The organism is Desulfopila sp. IMCC35008 (assembly GCF_010646885.2).
In the GTDB taxonomy this organism is placed as follows: Bacteria; Desulfobacterota; Desulfobulbia; order Desulfobulbales; family Desulfocapsaceae; genus Desulfopila.
The window spans coordinates 3,624,045-3,640,187 of the sequence record NZ_CP050700.1; the positions used below are offsets into that span (position 1 = coordinate 3,624,045).

Consider the following 16,143-nt stretch of genomic DNA (forward strand, 5'->3'; position numbering starts at 1 on the left):
CCAGAGGGGAGGGTTACTCAGGCCCGTGTACACCCTCAAGACGCCAGTTATCAGTCCCAACAGGGCGAGCCCAGGTCCATTTTTCCTGAAACTTGATTGGTTCAGTATTGGACCCTTCTACCACATCGCCGGTGGTATCATCCACTGTATAGTCGAGCAGGTTTGCTGTAAACAGGACGGTGACAAAATCCTCGGTGCCGTTGTTACCGGCAGAATCGATGGCAATCTTCCGAACGGCAATGGATTCCAGTTTATTAATGACGCCACGAGCCTTCATATCAGCAAAATGTTCAGCATATTCAGTGGCCAGCTGGTCGCCCAGCAGGTGTTTGAATGAGTCTATCTCCCGGCGCATCCAGCCCGCCTGGACCTGGAAAAAGACATCGGAAGCAATCTCCAGAAAATAATCTGGATCAAAGCCGGGATCGTTGCGGCGAATTTCGGCCAGACCGGCATCAACGGCCATGGGAGAACCAGGAGCAGGCGGCGGCACATCAAAACCACCGGCCCCCTGTGTCGACGGACCGGATTGCCCGGTCCCTTGCTGACCCGGAAATCCTGGCCCACTCTGCTGGTGATAGCCCCCCTGCGTTTGCGTCTGTTTAAACTTCCTGTAAAGAAAATAACCAACACCACCCAACAGCAGGAGAGGCAAGATCCCCATGCCCTCACCGCCAAACATAGAGCCGAACAACATGGCACCCAGAGCACCACCAAGCAGGCCTCCGGCTAATCCTTTACCAAAAGACCCGCTCGATTTTTTTGTATTCGTGGTTGTCTTTGATGCAGGGGCTTTATACGGTGAAGATTTAAATGACTTACCGCCAAACTTTGCCTTGGCATCCACCGTATCGGTCAAGGGACCACTACCAAGTATAAATAATCCAAACAACACAACCAGAAAAGGGGTTATCAGACGACTGAAAGATTCCATTTTTTTTCCATTTTAAACTTTTATTTTTTTTATGTGCGAAATATACACGCCAACTATAAAACAGTTGCTAATGTAAGTATAAATTTACTAAGAGCAAGAAAAGTAATACAGACCTCACCAAATATTCACACTTTTATTTTCTTTGAGAACCTATGCTGCTTATCCACCCTCCACAGACCAAACCAGCAGAACCTCCTGCCGGCATCCCCTTACTGGCGGGTGCTCTTCGCAATAGTGGTCAGCAATGTGTAATCTGTGACCTGAATATTGAAGGTCTCCATTATCTACTTGACACCAGCACGCCTGCTGAGGATACCTGGAGCAAAAGGGCATGGAAAAATCGCTATAACCATCTCAATACTCTCCGGAACTGCGACACCTACCTCAACCTCTCACGCTACACCAGGGCAGTCACCGACCTGAACAAGGTGGTGGAAAATGCCGGCAAGAGATCGGGTATACAGCTCTCCCTCGCCAATTACCAGGACCCTGCACTCTCACCACTGAAAAGTGATGACCTGCTGGCCAGCAGCAGCCGGTTCGCAGAAAATATTTATTATCCGTTTTTCTCCAAACGATTGACCCAACTGATTGAAGCCCACACCCCAACCTTCATTGGATTCTCGCTCAACTACCTGAGCCAGGCTCTCTGCACCTTTGCCATGGTTGGTTTTGTGCGGCAGGTGTTCCCACAGATACAGATCGTCCTCGGGGGGGGATTGGTAACCACCTGGCTGCAAAATAAAGGTCAGCTTACCCAGTTTGAAGGCTTAATTAACCACTTGGTGGCGGGTGCTGGAGAAACTCAGCTCCTCGATATTGTAGAGAAAACCAAACTATCACGAAAAGACTACCAACCCGATTTCACGGATCTTCTCGAATATAACTATACATCTCCTGGATTTGTACTGCCGTACAGCAGCTCCACCGGCTGCTTCTGGCGAAAATGCTCTTTCTGCCCCGAGACAAGTGAGGGAAATCCTTTTAAGCCGATTCCTGTAGAGGAGGTCCGGAGCGAACTTGCAACCCTGGCCGACAAGACCCAACCGAAACTCATCCATCTGCTCGACAATGCCATAAGCCCAGCTGTGCTGAAATCAATGACACACCAGCCACCCATAGCACCGTGGTACGGGTTTGTCAGGTTTAGTGAACATCTGGCGGACCCAGACTTCTGCCAGGCACTCAAGCGATCAGGTTGTGCTCTGTTAAAAATTGGACTTGAGTCCGGCAATCAGGCAGTGCTGGATACTATGCACAAAGGAATCGACCTGAATCTGGCCCATAGGGCACTCACAGCTCTGAGAAATGCCTCCATTGCCACCTATGTCTACATCCTGTTCGGAACACCAGGTGAAGCCGAGGAAGAGGCGAGGGATACCCTGCATTTTGTTGCTGCCCATCACCGGAGCATCAGTTTCCTGAATCTCGCCATCTTCAACTTACCGATTGGCAGCGCTGAAATCGACGACCTTGATATCCATGATTTTTATGAGGCTGACCTGTCGATTTATTGCGATTTTGAACATCCACGGGGCTGGAACAGGAAAGCGATCCGCCACTTCCTTGAGGGTCAATTTAAGAGAGAACCGAGAATTAAGGCGATCCTCAAGAGAGACCCGGTGCATTTCACCTCTAATCACGCACCTTTTTTCAGTAGACAGGAAGTCTCTTAAAAGAAATGTCTCCCCCTTCTACCCGGCTCAAAGAACTGTCCCTTCCTGATTAAAAAAAGGATAAAAGAGAAAAAAATCCCCGTTACATCTATCATGCGACGGGGATATTATAAAACTGCAGACAGGATACGGTTCTTATCCTATGCTCACCAGCTCCAGATCGAAGTTGAGATCTTTTCCGGCCAGGGGCGGATTGGCATCAAGGATAATGTGGTCGTCATTGGTTTCCATAACGGTGACCAACATGATCTGGCCTTCTGGACCACCGACCTCAAGCCGCATCCCTTCCTCCGGATTCAGATCGGGCGGGACCTGCTCCTGCGGGACGGTCATGACCAGATCGCCGCTGTACTCTCCATACGCCTTCTCCACCGGTATCAAGACACTCTTTTTCTCTCCGGGAGACATACCGGTTACCGCCTCGTCAAAACCGACAATAACCTGTCCGCTGCCAATTTCAAATTCTAAGGGATCATGTCCTTCCGAACTATCAAAAATGGACCCGTCTTCCAGGGTACCTTTATAATGAACCTTTACCTTGTCACCGCGCTTTGCCTCTGCCATACTATTCGCCTCTATATTGTTGTCGGGCATCATCACCCAATATTCATTTCAATTGCTCCGCTCCACTGCCGGGGCGAAAAACTATACCATAACGCCGCCCTTCTGAACAGCACTGATTCTTTGAATGTTACATGCAATTCCAAAAAAGACGTAAAAGAACGGATCCGTCAGCGACTATCGGCTGATAAACATCTTCACAAACTCTCTTCCCGCCTGATACCCGGCATCAATGGCATCTTTACGATTTCTATATGTCCTGCCCGCGCCTGCTGATACTCCCGGCCTGATAAGATAATCAGCCTCCATCATTTCAGGCTCAGCCGCCACACAGCTCTGCAATTGAAGGGTGGCGGTCAACATACCGGCGCGGCCCCCTTTTAGCGGCAGGGGAAAACCACACAACACATCCACACCGATAACGATATCGGCCCCCAACTTTCTGGCAAACCGGACAGGAACCAGAGATAGCAATCCGCCATCAACCCAGACGGAACCATTTACCTCCACCGGCACCAATGTCCCGGGGATAGTCACCGATGCCTGCACCGCCCGACCCACATCACCCTCCACTATAAGCAGACTTTCATGATGTGTCATGTCGGTAACCGTAATGCCAGTTGGGAGTGATAATTGCTCAAGGCTCCTGTTTCCGGTAACCCCGTTTATCCACTCCGCCAGGGCCCTGCCGTTGACCCTTCCCTCATCACTGAAAACCACATCCGTCACATCCGCCGGTTTTACAGAGAGTACAGCAGCCTCAATATCTTCATATTCCATACCACTGGCATACAGCACAGCTGCAATGGCGCCCACAGAAGAACCTGTTACCAGATCTGCATAAATTCCAGCCTCATCGAGTGCCCTTATCACTCCCAGATGAGCAAAACCACGCACCCCTCCACCTCCAAAAGCAAGACCGATCGAAGGCCCTGACTCGGTCCTCTTGTCACGAATCGCGACAACATCGGCCTGGGAAACTCCACACAAATCGTCGTACCTGTTCTTTTCTGCACATCCACCGAGATACATCAGCAACCAAACAACCAAGAGTGAACGACACCATGATACCTGTCTCTTCATTTCATTTCTTTCCTGTTGTTTGCGTCATAACTTCAGGACAAATCCCAATAGAGGTTTCATCCTACCTACCAATATATTTATACTCGTGCCATTTACCTGTAAGGAAATCAAGGCCTTCATACCCTATGACTCAAATGCAAATTTTCACCCAATTGTTGTATTACTCTAAACCTGATGGTATAGGTTTTGGAAATATATAAAAAATAACTGGGAGCAGATATGCCGCGATCAAGAAGTGGTTTTATTCAACTTATTACTAAAATACCATTCCCATTATTGCTATTCTTTGGAGTTGGAATAGCCGGTGCCTTGCCACTTTTAGCTACAGGTTTGATTTTGATACGTTATGATCTTTCAATGACGCAAGGAGTGATGGTTCTTGCTGGTGGAGCTCTGTTTGGCATAGGGGCAAATTTCCTGATAGTCAACATTTTAAATTTGAGACCCAAAGTAATCGCCGAGGAGGTTAAAAGTATTGCGAGTGGCGATCTAACTCATTCCCCACACTCAGATGTACAAGATTCCTTCGGAGAGTTGACCCGTGATCTTGGGATAATGGTTAACAGTATGAGGGACATGATTGGAAATTCACAGACGTTAAGCAAACAGCTTGAAGTTGAATCAGCAGGGCTTGATACAATATCAACAGAGATGACTGAAAGAATCCACACAGCCAACGAGTTTTCAACAAATGTAGCTCGTAGCACTGAGGAAGTAAGTCAGAATACTAATTCGGTAGCCGTTGCTATAGAAGAATCCACTGCAAATACATCTCAAATAAGCGTTTCTGTTGAGTCTCTTGAAACAAATACTAATATTTTAGCCGAAGAGACCGAAAAGACAGGCGTTACAGCAGAGCAGGCTGTTCAATCAGTTGAGAAAGCAAACAGCACAATAAACACTCTAGGTAGATCGGCGCAACAAATTAGTCAAGTTACTGAGACGATAACAGAAATATCTGAACAGACTAATTTACTCGCACTAAACGCCACAATTGAAGCAGCACGGGCCGGAGAGGCAGGAAAAGGATTTGCTGTTGTAGCTAACGAAATAAAAGATCTTGCGAGACAGACTGCTGTTGCAACTCAAGAAATTAAAGGAATGATAGAAGAGATCCAACTTAACACTAATACCAGTGTTACTACTATTGAGGAGATCTCTTCAATTATTGGTGAAGTTAATAGCTCTGTGACCAATATTCGCACCTCAATTCAAGGGCTAACAGTTTCTACCGCTGAGATTGCTACCAACATAAGTGAATCTAAAGAGGTACTCGGTGAAATTAGCCAGACAGTTGCAGAAACTTCTGTAAAAAGTGTTTCCATGAGTGATCATGTCGTTGAGATCGACAGCAAAATTAGAGAAATAGAAGTTAATGGGGAGGTAGTAAAAAAATCATCAAAAGAACTGTCAAACATAGCAATTAGTCTGAAACAAAGTTTACAGAGGTTTCGAGTACAGTGACCCCCACATGTTACAACTTTGCTCCCAACTGACACTTCAAGTGACTGTGTTGCTGTAGATCTGGCAATCTCTCCTTGATTGACATGATGCATCCCTTTAAAAGTGCACATTCGCTAGTTACACAAAAAAGAGTGCTATCCGAAAAGAAACAACAATCATTGCTGTAAGGTATTGATTGAAAAGCACGTACTTACTCTTTCAAATCGTTTCCTGATTTCCACACATTAAGGTAACAGGTATCCCTTCTCCACGGAGTCATTGATCAGTTCTTGAGCGAATTTCCACAATTCCCAGGATCCGTCTGCAATATGGGCATTTCGTTGTAAAACCTGCTGCCTTGTAATGCCATGCTCTCTCCAGGCCCTGCCTTCTGAGTAATAATTATGCAGCAGGGGCATCAGGCGATCGAGCGATTGAGCAAAACGGGATTCGGTAGTTTCTCCTTTCTCGAACTCTTCCCAGATCACGATAAAATCATTTTTCTGAACTGCTGGAAGCAAACTGTAGAGTTTCTGGGCGGCTTGTTTTTCTCTCTCCGCCTTCCCTTCATTACCCTCGATATCGTAACAAAAGGTATCACCGGCATATATTTCCACAATATCGTGAAGTAATACCATCTTCAGTACATGGGAGACATCCACTTCTTTATTGGCATATTCACAAAGTACGAGAGCCATAAGGGCCAGATGCCAACTATGTTCTGCATCATTCTCATGACGGTCTGTACCGAGAACGTAGGTCCTCCGAAAAACCGTTTTGAGTTTGTCGATCTCCACAAGAAAACCAATTTGTTTCGACAAATTATCGTCACTCATTTCCACCTCATCCTCTCATCCAGAATCCTGCTCCCTATCGACCCAGTCCGCATGGCAGAAACAAATGCCTACTGCCAACCGTTGCGGCAGAAACAATGCCACTGTAATGGTTTTCCTGATATCGTACCCTCCGACGACACTGGTAATACCGGACCAATCTGCCAGATCCGCCGGGTCAAACGAATTACCACCGCAAAAAACCGCGAGCAGATTCTTAATGTAAGCGGAACGATTCTCCAATGGTTTGAATGCGCCCGGACTGCTGCGGGCAATGATAACGCCTCTCCTTCCTGACAGCGAAACTATGAGATAGATTTTTCTACATTCCGTTTTCCAGCAAGATGATAGATAGCACAAAGTAAAAAGAGCGGGATAGCAAGTTCAATGACCTCTTCGTTTATCTGCATAGATCTTGCCGGGTTTTCATGATAGAGGGCAGCAATCCAGTGCAAAGAAGCTGATATGGAATCCATGCCCTTGCTGCCTATCGCAAAGAGAAGCGCCAGACCGACATTGACGGCTACAGATTCCTTTTTTTTCAGCCCGTCCAGGAACCCAGGGAAATGGGTACGTGAGAAATAGACAAGAACAATAACCAGTAGAATCATCAAAAGAGAAACGATCCCCTTCTCAGGCAGAGGGACATCCGGACTCAGATAGTACCTGCTCTTAAAGATGCCCATGGTGGTAAATTTTGAGTGAAAGTCAAGTTCGCGCAATCCTAGCAACAACACCAGGAAACCACCCAGCACAGTCCTAACGCCCGGCCTGAAAAATGGTAGAACCACCAGCCCAAACGCTGCGATAAAATAGCCGATGACGGTCAGCATCTCGATCGGTCCGTGTTCAACCACTAGCGATACTGCCAACTCTACCGGCAGCATATTGATTGTCACAAGGAGGAACATCGTTACTGTCAGGACAATGCGAATTCCCTGGATACATTCTCTGGACATATTTTTAACTACACCCTAAAGTAAACTGAATAGTTGTGTTGCTCTTTTCCCGTGTGGCATCTTTACCATGTTTAACCTGCACTTCTCACCGAAAATTTGGTTTTATTTGTAAAATCAAGACAAACAGCAAGGGAAAACCACCACGGGGATGAAGGCTTATAACAAATTATTCTTCGCCAAACAGGCATTTCGGTGGAGGCGTAAGGTGGCACCCTTCATTCAGCAATCACACTATCCCAAGGAATTTCATCTACATGACGACAGCGTGGCTATTGACATGCAACGGTGCACCTTGAGTTTTCAATTCCATTGATAACATCAGCAAACAATATCGTATTGTATCCTGGCCCTTTTCATAGAAATATAGCAGGAGTATTCAAACGTCTGACGCAAGCCGAAAACGCTTTCCATATAACACTTTACAAATGCAAACTAATAAAACGAAAATTATAGCAACCCTCGGGCCGCGCTGCAGCACCGTTGACCAGATGATCCAATATATACGGGCCGGTATGAACGTAGCCCGAATCAACCTGTCCCACGGAGACAGGGCAAGCCATCAGAAAATGATCGATTTGGTGAAAACAGCGAGGGAAAAGCTCGGCACAGATACAGCTATCCTGCTCGACACCAGGGGACCCGAAATCCGGGTCCAGCAAATGGAGGAAGCTCTCACACTCCCGCAAGGCAGTTCCCTGATACTGGTAGATGAAGACAGTGAAACCGGACAAGACAGGCTTGGTGTCAACTATCCTTCTATTGCCGACGATGTCAAAATCGGCTGCAAGATCCTGCTTGATGATGGTAAACTACAGCTCAAGGTCACAGACATACAGGATGGTGAGGTCCACACCAAAGTGCTGGTTGGTGGGACGGTAAGCAGCCGGAAGCGGGTTGCACTGCCGGACATGATTGTACAACTGCCATCTCTTTCTGAAAAAGATGAGCAAGACATCGCCTTCGGGGTCACCCAGGAGGTTGATTTTATCGCCGCCTCCTTTGTAAGGCAAGCTGATGATGTGTGGGCCGTTCGCAAGATAATTGAAGACGGCGGCGGTAACCAGGCTATCATTGCCAAAATTGAGAACCGCCAGGGTGTTGAGAATCTAGACGAGATCCTGGCCGCCGCGGAAGGCTTGATGGTAGCCCGTGGAGACCTTGGTGTAGAAATGCCTGCTGAAGAGGTCCCCGTTATCCAGAAACGGCTGATCCGGGCGGCAAACCTCAGTGGGAAACCGGTTATAACTGCAACCCAGATGTTGGAATCGATGATCATCAATCCTTCCCCCACAAGAGCGGAGGCCAGCGATGTCACGAATGCTATTTTCGACGGCAGTGATGCGGTAATGCTCTCAGCTGAAACGGCTGTTGGGAATAACCCACTGGAAGCTATCCACTTCCTGGCGCGCTGTGCGCAAATTTCAGAGGGGTCACTTGATTATGAAGCGATCCTGGCAGAAGGTCTAAGATACAGGCGACCAGTCGTCACCGACTCAATCTCGTATGCATGCTGCGCCACCGCCGCAGATCTGGAAGCCGCGGCTATCATCGCTACCACTATGTCGGGGTCAACAGCCCGGATGGCCGCCCGTTATCGCCCCAAGGCCCCGATCATTGCGGTCAGTTCCAGCCAGCAGACCATTCGCCAACTGCAGTTGATTCGAGGGGTAACCCCTATCTCCTGTGCCAAGGCCACCAATATGGACGACCATCTCGACAGATCGATCCACGCTGCTACCCAGGCCAAACTGGTCCAAAACGGCGACCTGGTGGTTATTACTGCCGGGTTGCCCATCCAGACAGCGGGAACAACCAACATGCTAAAGGTCCACACTGTTGCTGATATCTGTTTTACAGGTCAAGGCATCGGGACCGCCATGACAGATGGTGAGATCAGGGTTATCAGGACCGAAGAGGATTGGCAGGATCTGCCGAAGAAGGTGATCGTCGTTGTTTCTGCAACTGACCACTCTATGGTGGATAACCTTACCCGCGTTCGCGGTGTCATCGCCGAGCAGGCGGGCCTCACCTCTCATGCGGCAATTCTAGGCAGGGAACTAGGGGTTCCGGTTATATGCAATGTGACCAACGCCACTGACCAGTTTGAAAACGGCCAGACAGTCACCATCGACGGATCCACCGGCCAGATCTGCTATGGTTCCATGCGCGGACGCAATTAACCAGCTTCAGCGTATGCCATAAACGACAAACTTTTTTTTCTAACTTTTGACAGCAAACTCTAGTTTGCTGTCAAAAGTTAGAACCCTATGCCACCTGAACCGACAATCAGACGGTTGTTACCGCCATCAATCAGCAAGCTGAACTGACGAGAAATTCGGGCTAATAGATAGATGCACCAAAGTCCTCAAAGACCTTTTCAATGGGAATCGCAAAACCTATCCCCTCCGTGTCTCTAAAGATCATGGTGTTTACCCCGCGCACATATCCTTTTTCATCGATAAGCGGACCACCACTGTTACCAGGATTAATCGGAGCATCTGTCTGCAGCAGGATCTGTCCGTCAATAGCAGATTTCCTCATTCCGGAAAAAACCCCTGAGGTCACTGTATTCCTTAACCCCACAGGGCTTCCTATAGTAAAAACCTTATCACCCTGATTAATACGGTAATTCCCCGGAGGTCTCTTTAATACCGGATGTTCTGTCACCGAAATGGCAAGGAGGGCAAGATCGTAATTCTCGCTCATAAGCAGGAAGTTGGCGTAGTGCTCACTTCCATCTGCCAGGATCACCTTTAAATCACCGGCGCCGGTCTGCCTCTCCATCTCCTGAAGCCGCTCTTCCGCCCTCTCTTGTTCAGGCATGATTCTATCAATATTCTTCTGCATCTCGGTAATGTAAATACGTACCTGTTCCCGCTGCGGGCCTTTGGGCAATCTTTTCATTTCCTGCCGATATTTACGGATCTTCTTTTCTTCAAGATCAATCATCTTCCGGCTTGTTTCCACTTTATGCCTGAACTTCTCCAGTTCATCCTGATTGAGTTCGACGACATGCCGGTTGGTCACGATAAAGTTGCTGCTGACAAAAAAGCCAGACCCGGTGCCCCAGGGCGTCTCAATAGAAACGGTTGCCTGCCGGGCATACTCGATAGAGCTGCTTTGAAACACTTCCGGCTCCGGAGAGGATTCAACCGGTTTGCGGTCCCTTGCTTCCTGTACCTGAGGCCGTGCCTTCTCCACATTGCCCGAGGGAACATCAGCTACAATCAGGCTATCCCTTTGCTGCTTACTCTTACCTGGTGTAACAAAGTAATAGGTCCCGCCCGCGGTAACAGCTACCAGGGCGAGCGCCATAACAACCATGACCAGAGTGCTTGATTTCTTTTTGGCAGCCTCGGCTTCTTTTGCTGCCTGTTCTGCCAATTCTTTCTTTCGTTGCAGAACACGTTTATAGCGGGCAAAAATTACGCCGCACGAAGCACATTCCTTTCCGCCACTCTGGCTGTGTCCGCATTTTGGACAACTGAACCTTTCTCCTGCCATCACTCCCCCGTTACCATACTTCAACCGATTGCGCGTTCTTTCACATCGTCACATTATGCAGTTTCCACAATGTTTTTTCTCAGTAGTTCCTGTACTATAACCATAAACTCAACATTTTACCATACCCGGGTTTATCCTTATTCCTTGCTGAGCGTGCAGGAAATTGGCGGTTTATACGATCGAAGATCTCAACGTGAAGATGAAGGGTTTACTATTTGACATGTTTCAGCTTATCCCCTATAGTCAAGCCACAAATTAACAGAATCATCTAAAGTGAGTATAATGAGTGAAAATCCACAAACACCGGAACAGAAAAAAAGTGACAAACTAGGCCAGGGTCTGATGATCTTCTGGGCAGCGATCGGGCTCCATTTTGGAATTGGGCTCGGCAGAGGCGGGCGTGGTATCATGACCACCTTTCAGGAATACAGTTTTATAGGTTTTATGCCCGTAGCAATGACAATTACCGTATGTATAGCTTCTTTTATCTGGTGGCTGTCCTACGATGATACGGTCAATAATCCCGACCTGGCCATGCAAACGGCACTGGTAGAAACTGGCAAGAGTTTTATTGGTATTTCATTACTGGTAACATGGTTGCTTTTTGTCCTCCTGCCAAGTTTTTGCCTCCTGTTCAATATCAATTCTTTTTTCAGTTAGTTTCCATCTTTAAACCAGGTGTTTCGAAGTCTACGCTTATCTGGTCCAGATCGAGGCATGTGAAGAATTTTACCACAGGTATATAATTGATATCTCGGAGTCTCGTTCCTCACTTACCGGAGGATAAAATTTTGAGCATAACGAAGATACTGACCCAAAGGGCAGTTTTAGGACGGGAACTCGTTAATCATTCTGTCAAAACCGTCACAGCATAATGGTACATTCCTGACTCCAGAGATTCATTCATGCAACACCGATCAATCCTATATATTCGTCAGGGCAGAGAACAATGGTTACAGATATAGAGCTCATCATTTCAAACAGTGTCAGGATCCCATTATCCGAAGTAATTTTTCAACCGATCAGAGCGCAGGGTGCGGGGGGCCAGAACGTCAACAAAGTTTCATCTGCAGTACAGCTGCGTTTTGACATCAAGGCTTCCAGCCTGCCTGAGAGGTACAAGGATAAACTGTTGTCCATGCATGACAGACGAATTACCAACGACGGCGTTATCGTCATCAAGGCGCAGACCCACAGGACCCAGGAAAAAAACAAGGAAGATGGCTTGTTGCGGCTTGAAGGGCTTATCCGCGAGGCGGGTTACGAACAGAAGGCCCGGACTCCGACCAAACCAAGCCGGAATTCCAGGAAACGCAGGGTTGATTCAAAAGTGAAAAGAGGGAAAGTTAAATCTCTGCGTAGAAAAGTTAAACAGGATTAATAGAAATTTTTTACTCCTGTTTCATAAAACGATCTTCTACTGAATATTGAACGGCGACATTCGGTTGCCTGTCTTCCTGCATGCTCAACTCCATCGCCGAAACCCACCATTTATCGTCCTCCAGCTCCTTGTTATAATCAACCAATTGCCCAATCATGGGTACCGAAACAGTAATCTCCCTGTTCCACGCTTCATCGATTAATCTCTCAATCGGTTCATACCACGCATGAAGGGAAAGATTGAAGGTTGCCCAGTGAATCGGCTGGAGTATCCTGGCATCAAGATCAGTAAATGCCTGGACTGTCTGTTCAGGAAACATATGAACATCAGGCCAGCGCTCATTATAGGCGCCGCACTCCATAAAGGCGATGTCGAATGGGCCGTATTTCTCTCCGATTTCACGAAACCCATCAAAATATCCACTATCCCCACTGAAAAACAATTTGTGATTTTCCGTCGCGATGACCCAGGAAGCCCACATGGTTTTGTTACGATCGAACAGGCCTCTTCCGGAGAAATGTTGTGACGGAGTAGCTGCAATAGTCAACCCGGAGTGTGGGTGTGTCTCTCCCCACCAGTCCAGTTCGACGATTTTGTCTTCTGCCACTCCCCATTTAATAAGTGTCTGCCCGACTCTCAGTGGCACTATGAAAACATTGGTTTTGTCTTTAAGTTTTCTAATCGAATACTTGTTAAGGTGGTCGTAATGGTTGTGGGAGATGATGACCGCATTAACAAATGGTATATCAGCAATATCCACCGGAAACTCCCCGTTGAACCTGGTTGGCCCAACCGGTGAAACCTTTCGCTCAAACAGCGGGTCCGTTACGATGACAAAACCATCGATATTGATAAGCAGGGAAGAATGACCGAGCCAGGCGGCTTTTAAACTGCCGGAGTTTGAAGCCAACAACTGCTGCAGATCTGTTTTTTCCTGGGAGAGGGGTTCCGCAGGAAATTTTTGGCCTTTTTCGAAGAAGAATTTCTTGTACATCCCCAGATGCTCACCCAACGACATCTTCTCCATGACGGCGACCTCACCAGACCGTGAGAGCTTTTCCCCACTGGGTGTTCTCTTCAAAACCTCTGCTGTTTCTGTGTTTGTTCTAACACAACTTGTTGTCATAATTATAAGTCCTGTAATTGTTACAATCACCAGTTGAGCAATATTTACCCTTTTCATAACTAAACGTTCATTTATATATTTTCATCTTTCATACATCATTTGCGGACTGACTCTTCCAAATTATCAGTTCAACCTAAAACGCTTACATGAGTATTTTTCGATTTCACTCTCAGGTTGATCACTTCCTGCCCTATAGTAAACGTTCATTCAGTTATGTCAAGATCGAATGTACAGGCGTTACTAAGTCATCCTCTATCAGGACACTCCTTTCTGCTGAAAAAGAGGTTTATACTGCATATCTTCATTTAAGATATGGCCAACCAGCCATGATTTTAAGAACTCCAGCAACTCCTTCGACAATAAGTTTGGCCCGACCGGAGCAGCCATGAATCCCTGCGTCCTGTTAATGAAGTCATGATGAACTTTGACATGTTCATCTTTTCTTTCATAGCCATACTCCGCCATCAGGTACTCTTCCGCCCGGAAATGTTCAAGTGCATAATCAGTCATTTCTGTGATCAATTCGGCAATAGTCTCTGGTGTGGTCAATGTTTTCTGCTCATCAATAAGACGATTGATCATCCCCACCAGCCTTTTATGCTGGTCGTCAAGCTCAGCCACACCGACACTAAAGGTGTTCCTCCAGGTAATTCTTTCCATGATTTCCCCGACGGATATATTTGGTTAAAATACAAGTCATCAATTATGTAGGGACACCTGTAACAACGGTCTATCCCACGACAATTTCAAAGCAATACAAACTAGACGAAGCAATATACCATACAGGATGGAAGGAGCAAGAGGGGGCTATGATATTGGATGTTCCAGGGTAAATGTGGTACCATTCTCAGCAGATGTTGTAAAAGACACCTTGCCGTTTAGCACCTGTTCGCCGAACAGTTTCATGGAATAAGTACCGATCCCCCTGCCCTCTTCAGCCTTGGTGCTGAAATTACGCTGGAAAATACGGCGGGCTATATCGTCTGGAATGAACTGTTTGTTCCAGACGTGGAAAAACACTCTCTCTAACGCAGCTTTTTGCTGCTGTTCGGTGATATCCTGGAGGAATAAAAGGAGAAAATCTGTGTCCTCCAACTCAACAGGTTGACACCGTACCCTCATGACAATATCTTTCGTGCTGCAATCATCCTTGATGGTAACTGCGCAAACACGCTCGACTGTATCCTTTGTTGCCATTCCTGTTACCATGGCGATAACAGCACCGCAGGTCGAACAATACTCGCTGGTACCGCAACCTCCCGGCTGTCTCGCAGAATAGATACAGTTCACAGCCTCACCAAGCCGCAGTCCCATTGCCTCTTCCACATCAGAGATGCCAAGCATGCGTGCAAAAGAATCATTAATTGCCACAATCTGGCGATGTCCATCAAGAATTGCTATTAATCCTCCAACGCTTTTCAGGATGCCGGACATCACCGGACTGGATGCGGCAAGCTTGATCTCACGGGCCAATTCTTGTTCTGATGCCCTTTCGGCTGGGGCAAAATATGTGGTTTCAGTTTCCATGCGGGTATCAGTCAGCATATTGTCTTAATAAGATTTTCCTGGATAGAAGAATCTGTTACTGCTCGTGATGCTCACTACAAAAGCCTATCACAACATCGTAAGGAATATCCAGGCAAAAGTGGTCCATAACCCGTTGATTTTTAAACCTGCAAACACCTCTCGCCGAGATTGCATTTTCTTACCAATACAGTAAAGTAGGCACCGCCAGGGGCCAAGAGCCATAACGTTTAACTATCCAATCCTCCCTCGTTAAGGAGACTCATGCTCACCCACACTTTTAGTCATATTCCCGGAATCGGCCAGGCTACCGAAAAGCGGCTATGGGAGGCCGGCGTCACCTGTTGGAAGAAGTGGCAGGATCATCCACCTGTCAGGCTGCAAAACAGCAGCCTGAAAGAAGCAGCGGACCTGCTTCACAAATCAGAACAGGCGTTGCTGACAGATCCATCCTTTTTCACCTCACACCTGGCAGCCAACGAGCAGTGGCGTATTTTCCCCCACTATCGAGATGTGACAGCCTATATTGATATCGAAACAACAGGATTATCTGAAGATGCGGATCTTACCACTATCGCCCTCTATGACGGCATAGAGGTCCGCTATTACGTTAACGGCCGGAATCTCGAGGAATTCCTCGACCATATTTACCACTACAAGGTGCTGGTAAGCTATAACGGGAAGTCCTTCGATATCCCTTTTCTGGAACGATATTTCCGTATACAGCTCAACCATGCCCAAATAGATCTTCGCTATGTCCTTGCCCGCCTTGGATTCAAGGGAGGCCTCAAGGGGTGTGAGAAGATGCTCGGCATCAATCGCGGCGGTCTGGACGGGGTCGACGGTTACTTCGCCGTGCTGCTCTGGCAGGAATATGAGAAGTACAACGACGAAAAAGCCCTTGAAACACTCCTGGCATATAATATTGAGGATACCGTAAATCTGGAAACATTGATGATTAAAGCCTACAACCTGAATGTGGCCGCAACACCCTTCAGCGGCGAGCTGGCTATTCCGCAACCGGAGTCTCCACTCCTGCCCTTCCAGGCAGATCCAGCCTGTGTGGACCGGGTCAAAAAGCGGTACGGCATGGCCTGAGATCTAATAGAAACTGCCAGC

The 16,143-nt window shown here is 47.4% G+C and carries 16 protein-coding genes; 7 read left to right on the forward strand and 9 right to left on the reverse strand.

Annotation, left to right across the window (positions count from 1 at the left end; all coding sequences use genetic code 11):
- Positions 1 to 13 precede the first annotated feature (13 nt).
- A complete protein-coding gene (locus tag GA520_RS15910; protein WP_163338656.1) occupies positions 14 to 934 on the reverse strand; it encodes a Tim44 domain-containing protein in 921 nt (306 codons plus the stop codon).
- 152 nt (positions 935 to 1,086) lie between these two features.
- Here GA520_RS15910 and GA520_RS15915 point away from each other — a divergent pair, with 152 nt between their 5' ends.
- Positions 1,087 to 2,610: a radical SAM protein gene (locus GA520_RS15915; RefSeq protein ID WP_163338655.1), complete on the forward strand. Its 1,524-nt coding sequence runs from the start codon at positions 1,087 to 1,089 to the stop codon at positions 2,608 to 2,610.
- A gap of 135 nt (positions 2,611 to 2,745) precedes the next feature.
- Here GA520_RS15915 and GA520_RS15920 read toward each other — a convergent pair whose 3' ends face one another.
- Positions 2,746 to 3,174 carry a peptidylprolyl isomerase gene (locus tag GA520_RS15920; RefSeq protein ID WP_163338654.1) on the reverse strand — a complete coding sequence of 143 codons (429 nt, stop codon included), beginning with the start codon at positions 3,172 to 3,174 and terminating at the stop codon, positions 2,746 to 2,748.
- Positions 3,175 to 3,348: 174 nt separating this feature from the next.
- On the reverse strand, positions 3,349 to 4,254 hold the full coding sequence (locus GA520_RS15925) for a patatin-like phospholipase family protein (RefSeq protein ID WP_163338653.1): 906 nt from the start codon (positions 4,252 to 4,254) through the stop codon (positions 3,349 to 3,351).
- 219 nt (positions 4,255 to 4,473) lie between these two features.
- Here GA520_RS15925 and GA520_RS15930 point away from each other — a divergent pair, with 219 nt between their 5' ends.
- Entirely contained in the window at positions 4,474 to 5,718 is a 1,245-nt protein-coding gene (locus tag GA520_RS15930) for a methyl-accepting chemotaxis protein (RefSeq protein ID WP_163338652.1), read from the forward strand.
- 224 nt (positions 5,719 to 5,942) lie between these two features.
- On the opposite strand, the gene GA520_RS15935 is transcribed toward GA520_RS15930, so the two are convergent.
- A complete protein-coding gene (locus tag GA520_RS15935) occupies positions 5,943 to 6,533 on the reverse strand; it encodes an HD family hydrolase (RefSeq protein ID WP_163338651.1) in 591 nt (196 codons plus the stop codon).
- Between GA520_RS15935 and GA520_RS15940 the strand changes: the two genes are divergently transcribed.
- Positions 6,507 to 6,827, forward strand: a complete 321-nt coding sequence (locus GA520_RS15940; RefSeq protein WP_304511236.1) for a hypothetical protein — start codon at positions 6,507 to 6,509, stop codon at positions 6,825 to 6,827. The genes GA520_RS15935 and GA520_RS15940 overlap by 27 nt on opposite strands.
- Before the next feature lie 8 nt (positions 6,828 to 6,835).
- Here the strand turns inward: GA520_RS15940 and GA520_RS15945 are convergent, their stop codons facing one another.
- Positions 6,836 to 7,489 carry a hypothetical protein gene (locus tag GA520_RS15945; RefSeq protein ID WP_163338649.1) on the reverse strand — a complete coding sequence of 218 codons (654 nt, stop codon included), beginning with the start codon at positions 7,487 to 7,489 and terminating at the stop codon, positions 6,836 to 6,838.
- Between the two features lie 425 nt (positions 7,490 to 7,914).
- Between GA520_RS15945 and pyk the strand changes: the two genes are divergently transcribed.
- Entirely contained in the window at positions 7,915 to 9,669 is a 1,755-nt protein-coding gene (gene pyk / locus GA520_RS15950; RefSeq protein WP_163338648.1) for a pyruvate kinase, read from the forward strand.
- Between the two features lie 160 nt (positions 9,670 to 9,829).
- Here pyk and GA520_RS15955 read toward each other — a convergent pair whose 3' ends face one another.
- Positions 9,830 to 10,993: a trypsin-like peptidase domain-containing protein gene (locus GA520_RS15955; RefSeq protein WP_163338647.1), complete on the reverse strand. Its 1,164-nt coding sequence runs from the start codon at positions 10,991 to 10,993 to the stop codon at positions 9,830 to 9,832.
- A gap of 282 nt (positions 10,994 to 11,275) precedes the next feature.
- Between GA520_RS15955 and GA520_RS15960 the strand changes: the two genes are divergently transcribed.
- Both GA520_RS15960 and arfB read left to right on the forward strand, forming a co-directional pair.
- The gene (locus GA520_RS15960; RefSeq protein ID WP_163338646.1) at positions 11,276 to 11,653 is read left to right on the forward strand and encodes a hypothetical protein; all 378 of its coding nucleotides are present in this window, start codon (positions 11,276 to 11,278) and stop codon (positions 11,651 to 11,653) included.
- A 289-nt stretch (positions 11,654 to 11,942) separates the two neighbouring features.
- A complete protein-coding gene (arfB, locus tag GA520_RS15965; RefSeq protein ID WP_163338645.1) occupies positions 11,943 to 12,374 on the forward strand; it encodes an alternative ribosome rescue aminoacyl-tRNA hydrolase ArfB in 432 nt (143 codons plus the stop codon).
- A gap of 10 nt (positions 12,375 to 12,384) precedes the next feature.
- On the opposite strand, the gene GA520_RS15970 is transcribed toward arfB, so the two are convergent.
- From GA520_RS15970 to GA520_RS15980, 3 genes are all read right to left on the reverse strand, one after another.
- Positions 12,385 to 13,455 (reverse strand): MBL fold metallo-hydrolase, encoded by a 1,071-nt coding sequence (locus tag GA520_RS15970; protein WP_163338644.1) that lies wholly within the window; start codon positions 13,453 to 13,455, stop codon positions 12,385 to 12,387.
- A 300-nt stretch (positions 13,456 to 13,755) separates the two neighbouring features.
- Complete coding sequence (locus tag GA520_RS15975) at positions 13,756 to 14,160, reverse strand: bacteriohemerythrin (protein ID WP_163338643.1); 405 nt, start codon at positions 14,158 to 14,160, stop codon at positions 13,756 to 13,758.
- Between the two features lie 147 nt (positions 14,161 to 14,307).
- Positions 14,308 to 15,027, reverse strand: a complete 720-nt coding sequence (locus GA520_RS15980; RefSeq protein ID WP_163338642.1) for an ATP-binding protein — start codon at positions 15,025 to 15,027, stop codon at positions 14,308 to 14,310.
- Between the two features lie 261 nt (positions 15,028 to 15,288).
- Here GA520_RS15980 and GA520_RS15985 point away from each other — a divergent pair, with 261 nt between their 5' ends.
- Positions 15,289 to 16,122: a ribonuclease H-like domain-containing protein gene (locus tag GA520_RS15985; RefSeq protein ID WP_163338641.1), complete on the forward strand. Its 834-nt coding sequence runs from the start codon at positions 15,289 to 15,291 to the stop codon at positions 16,120 to 16,122.
- The last annotated feature ends 21 nt before the right edge of the window (positions 16,123 to 16,143 follow it).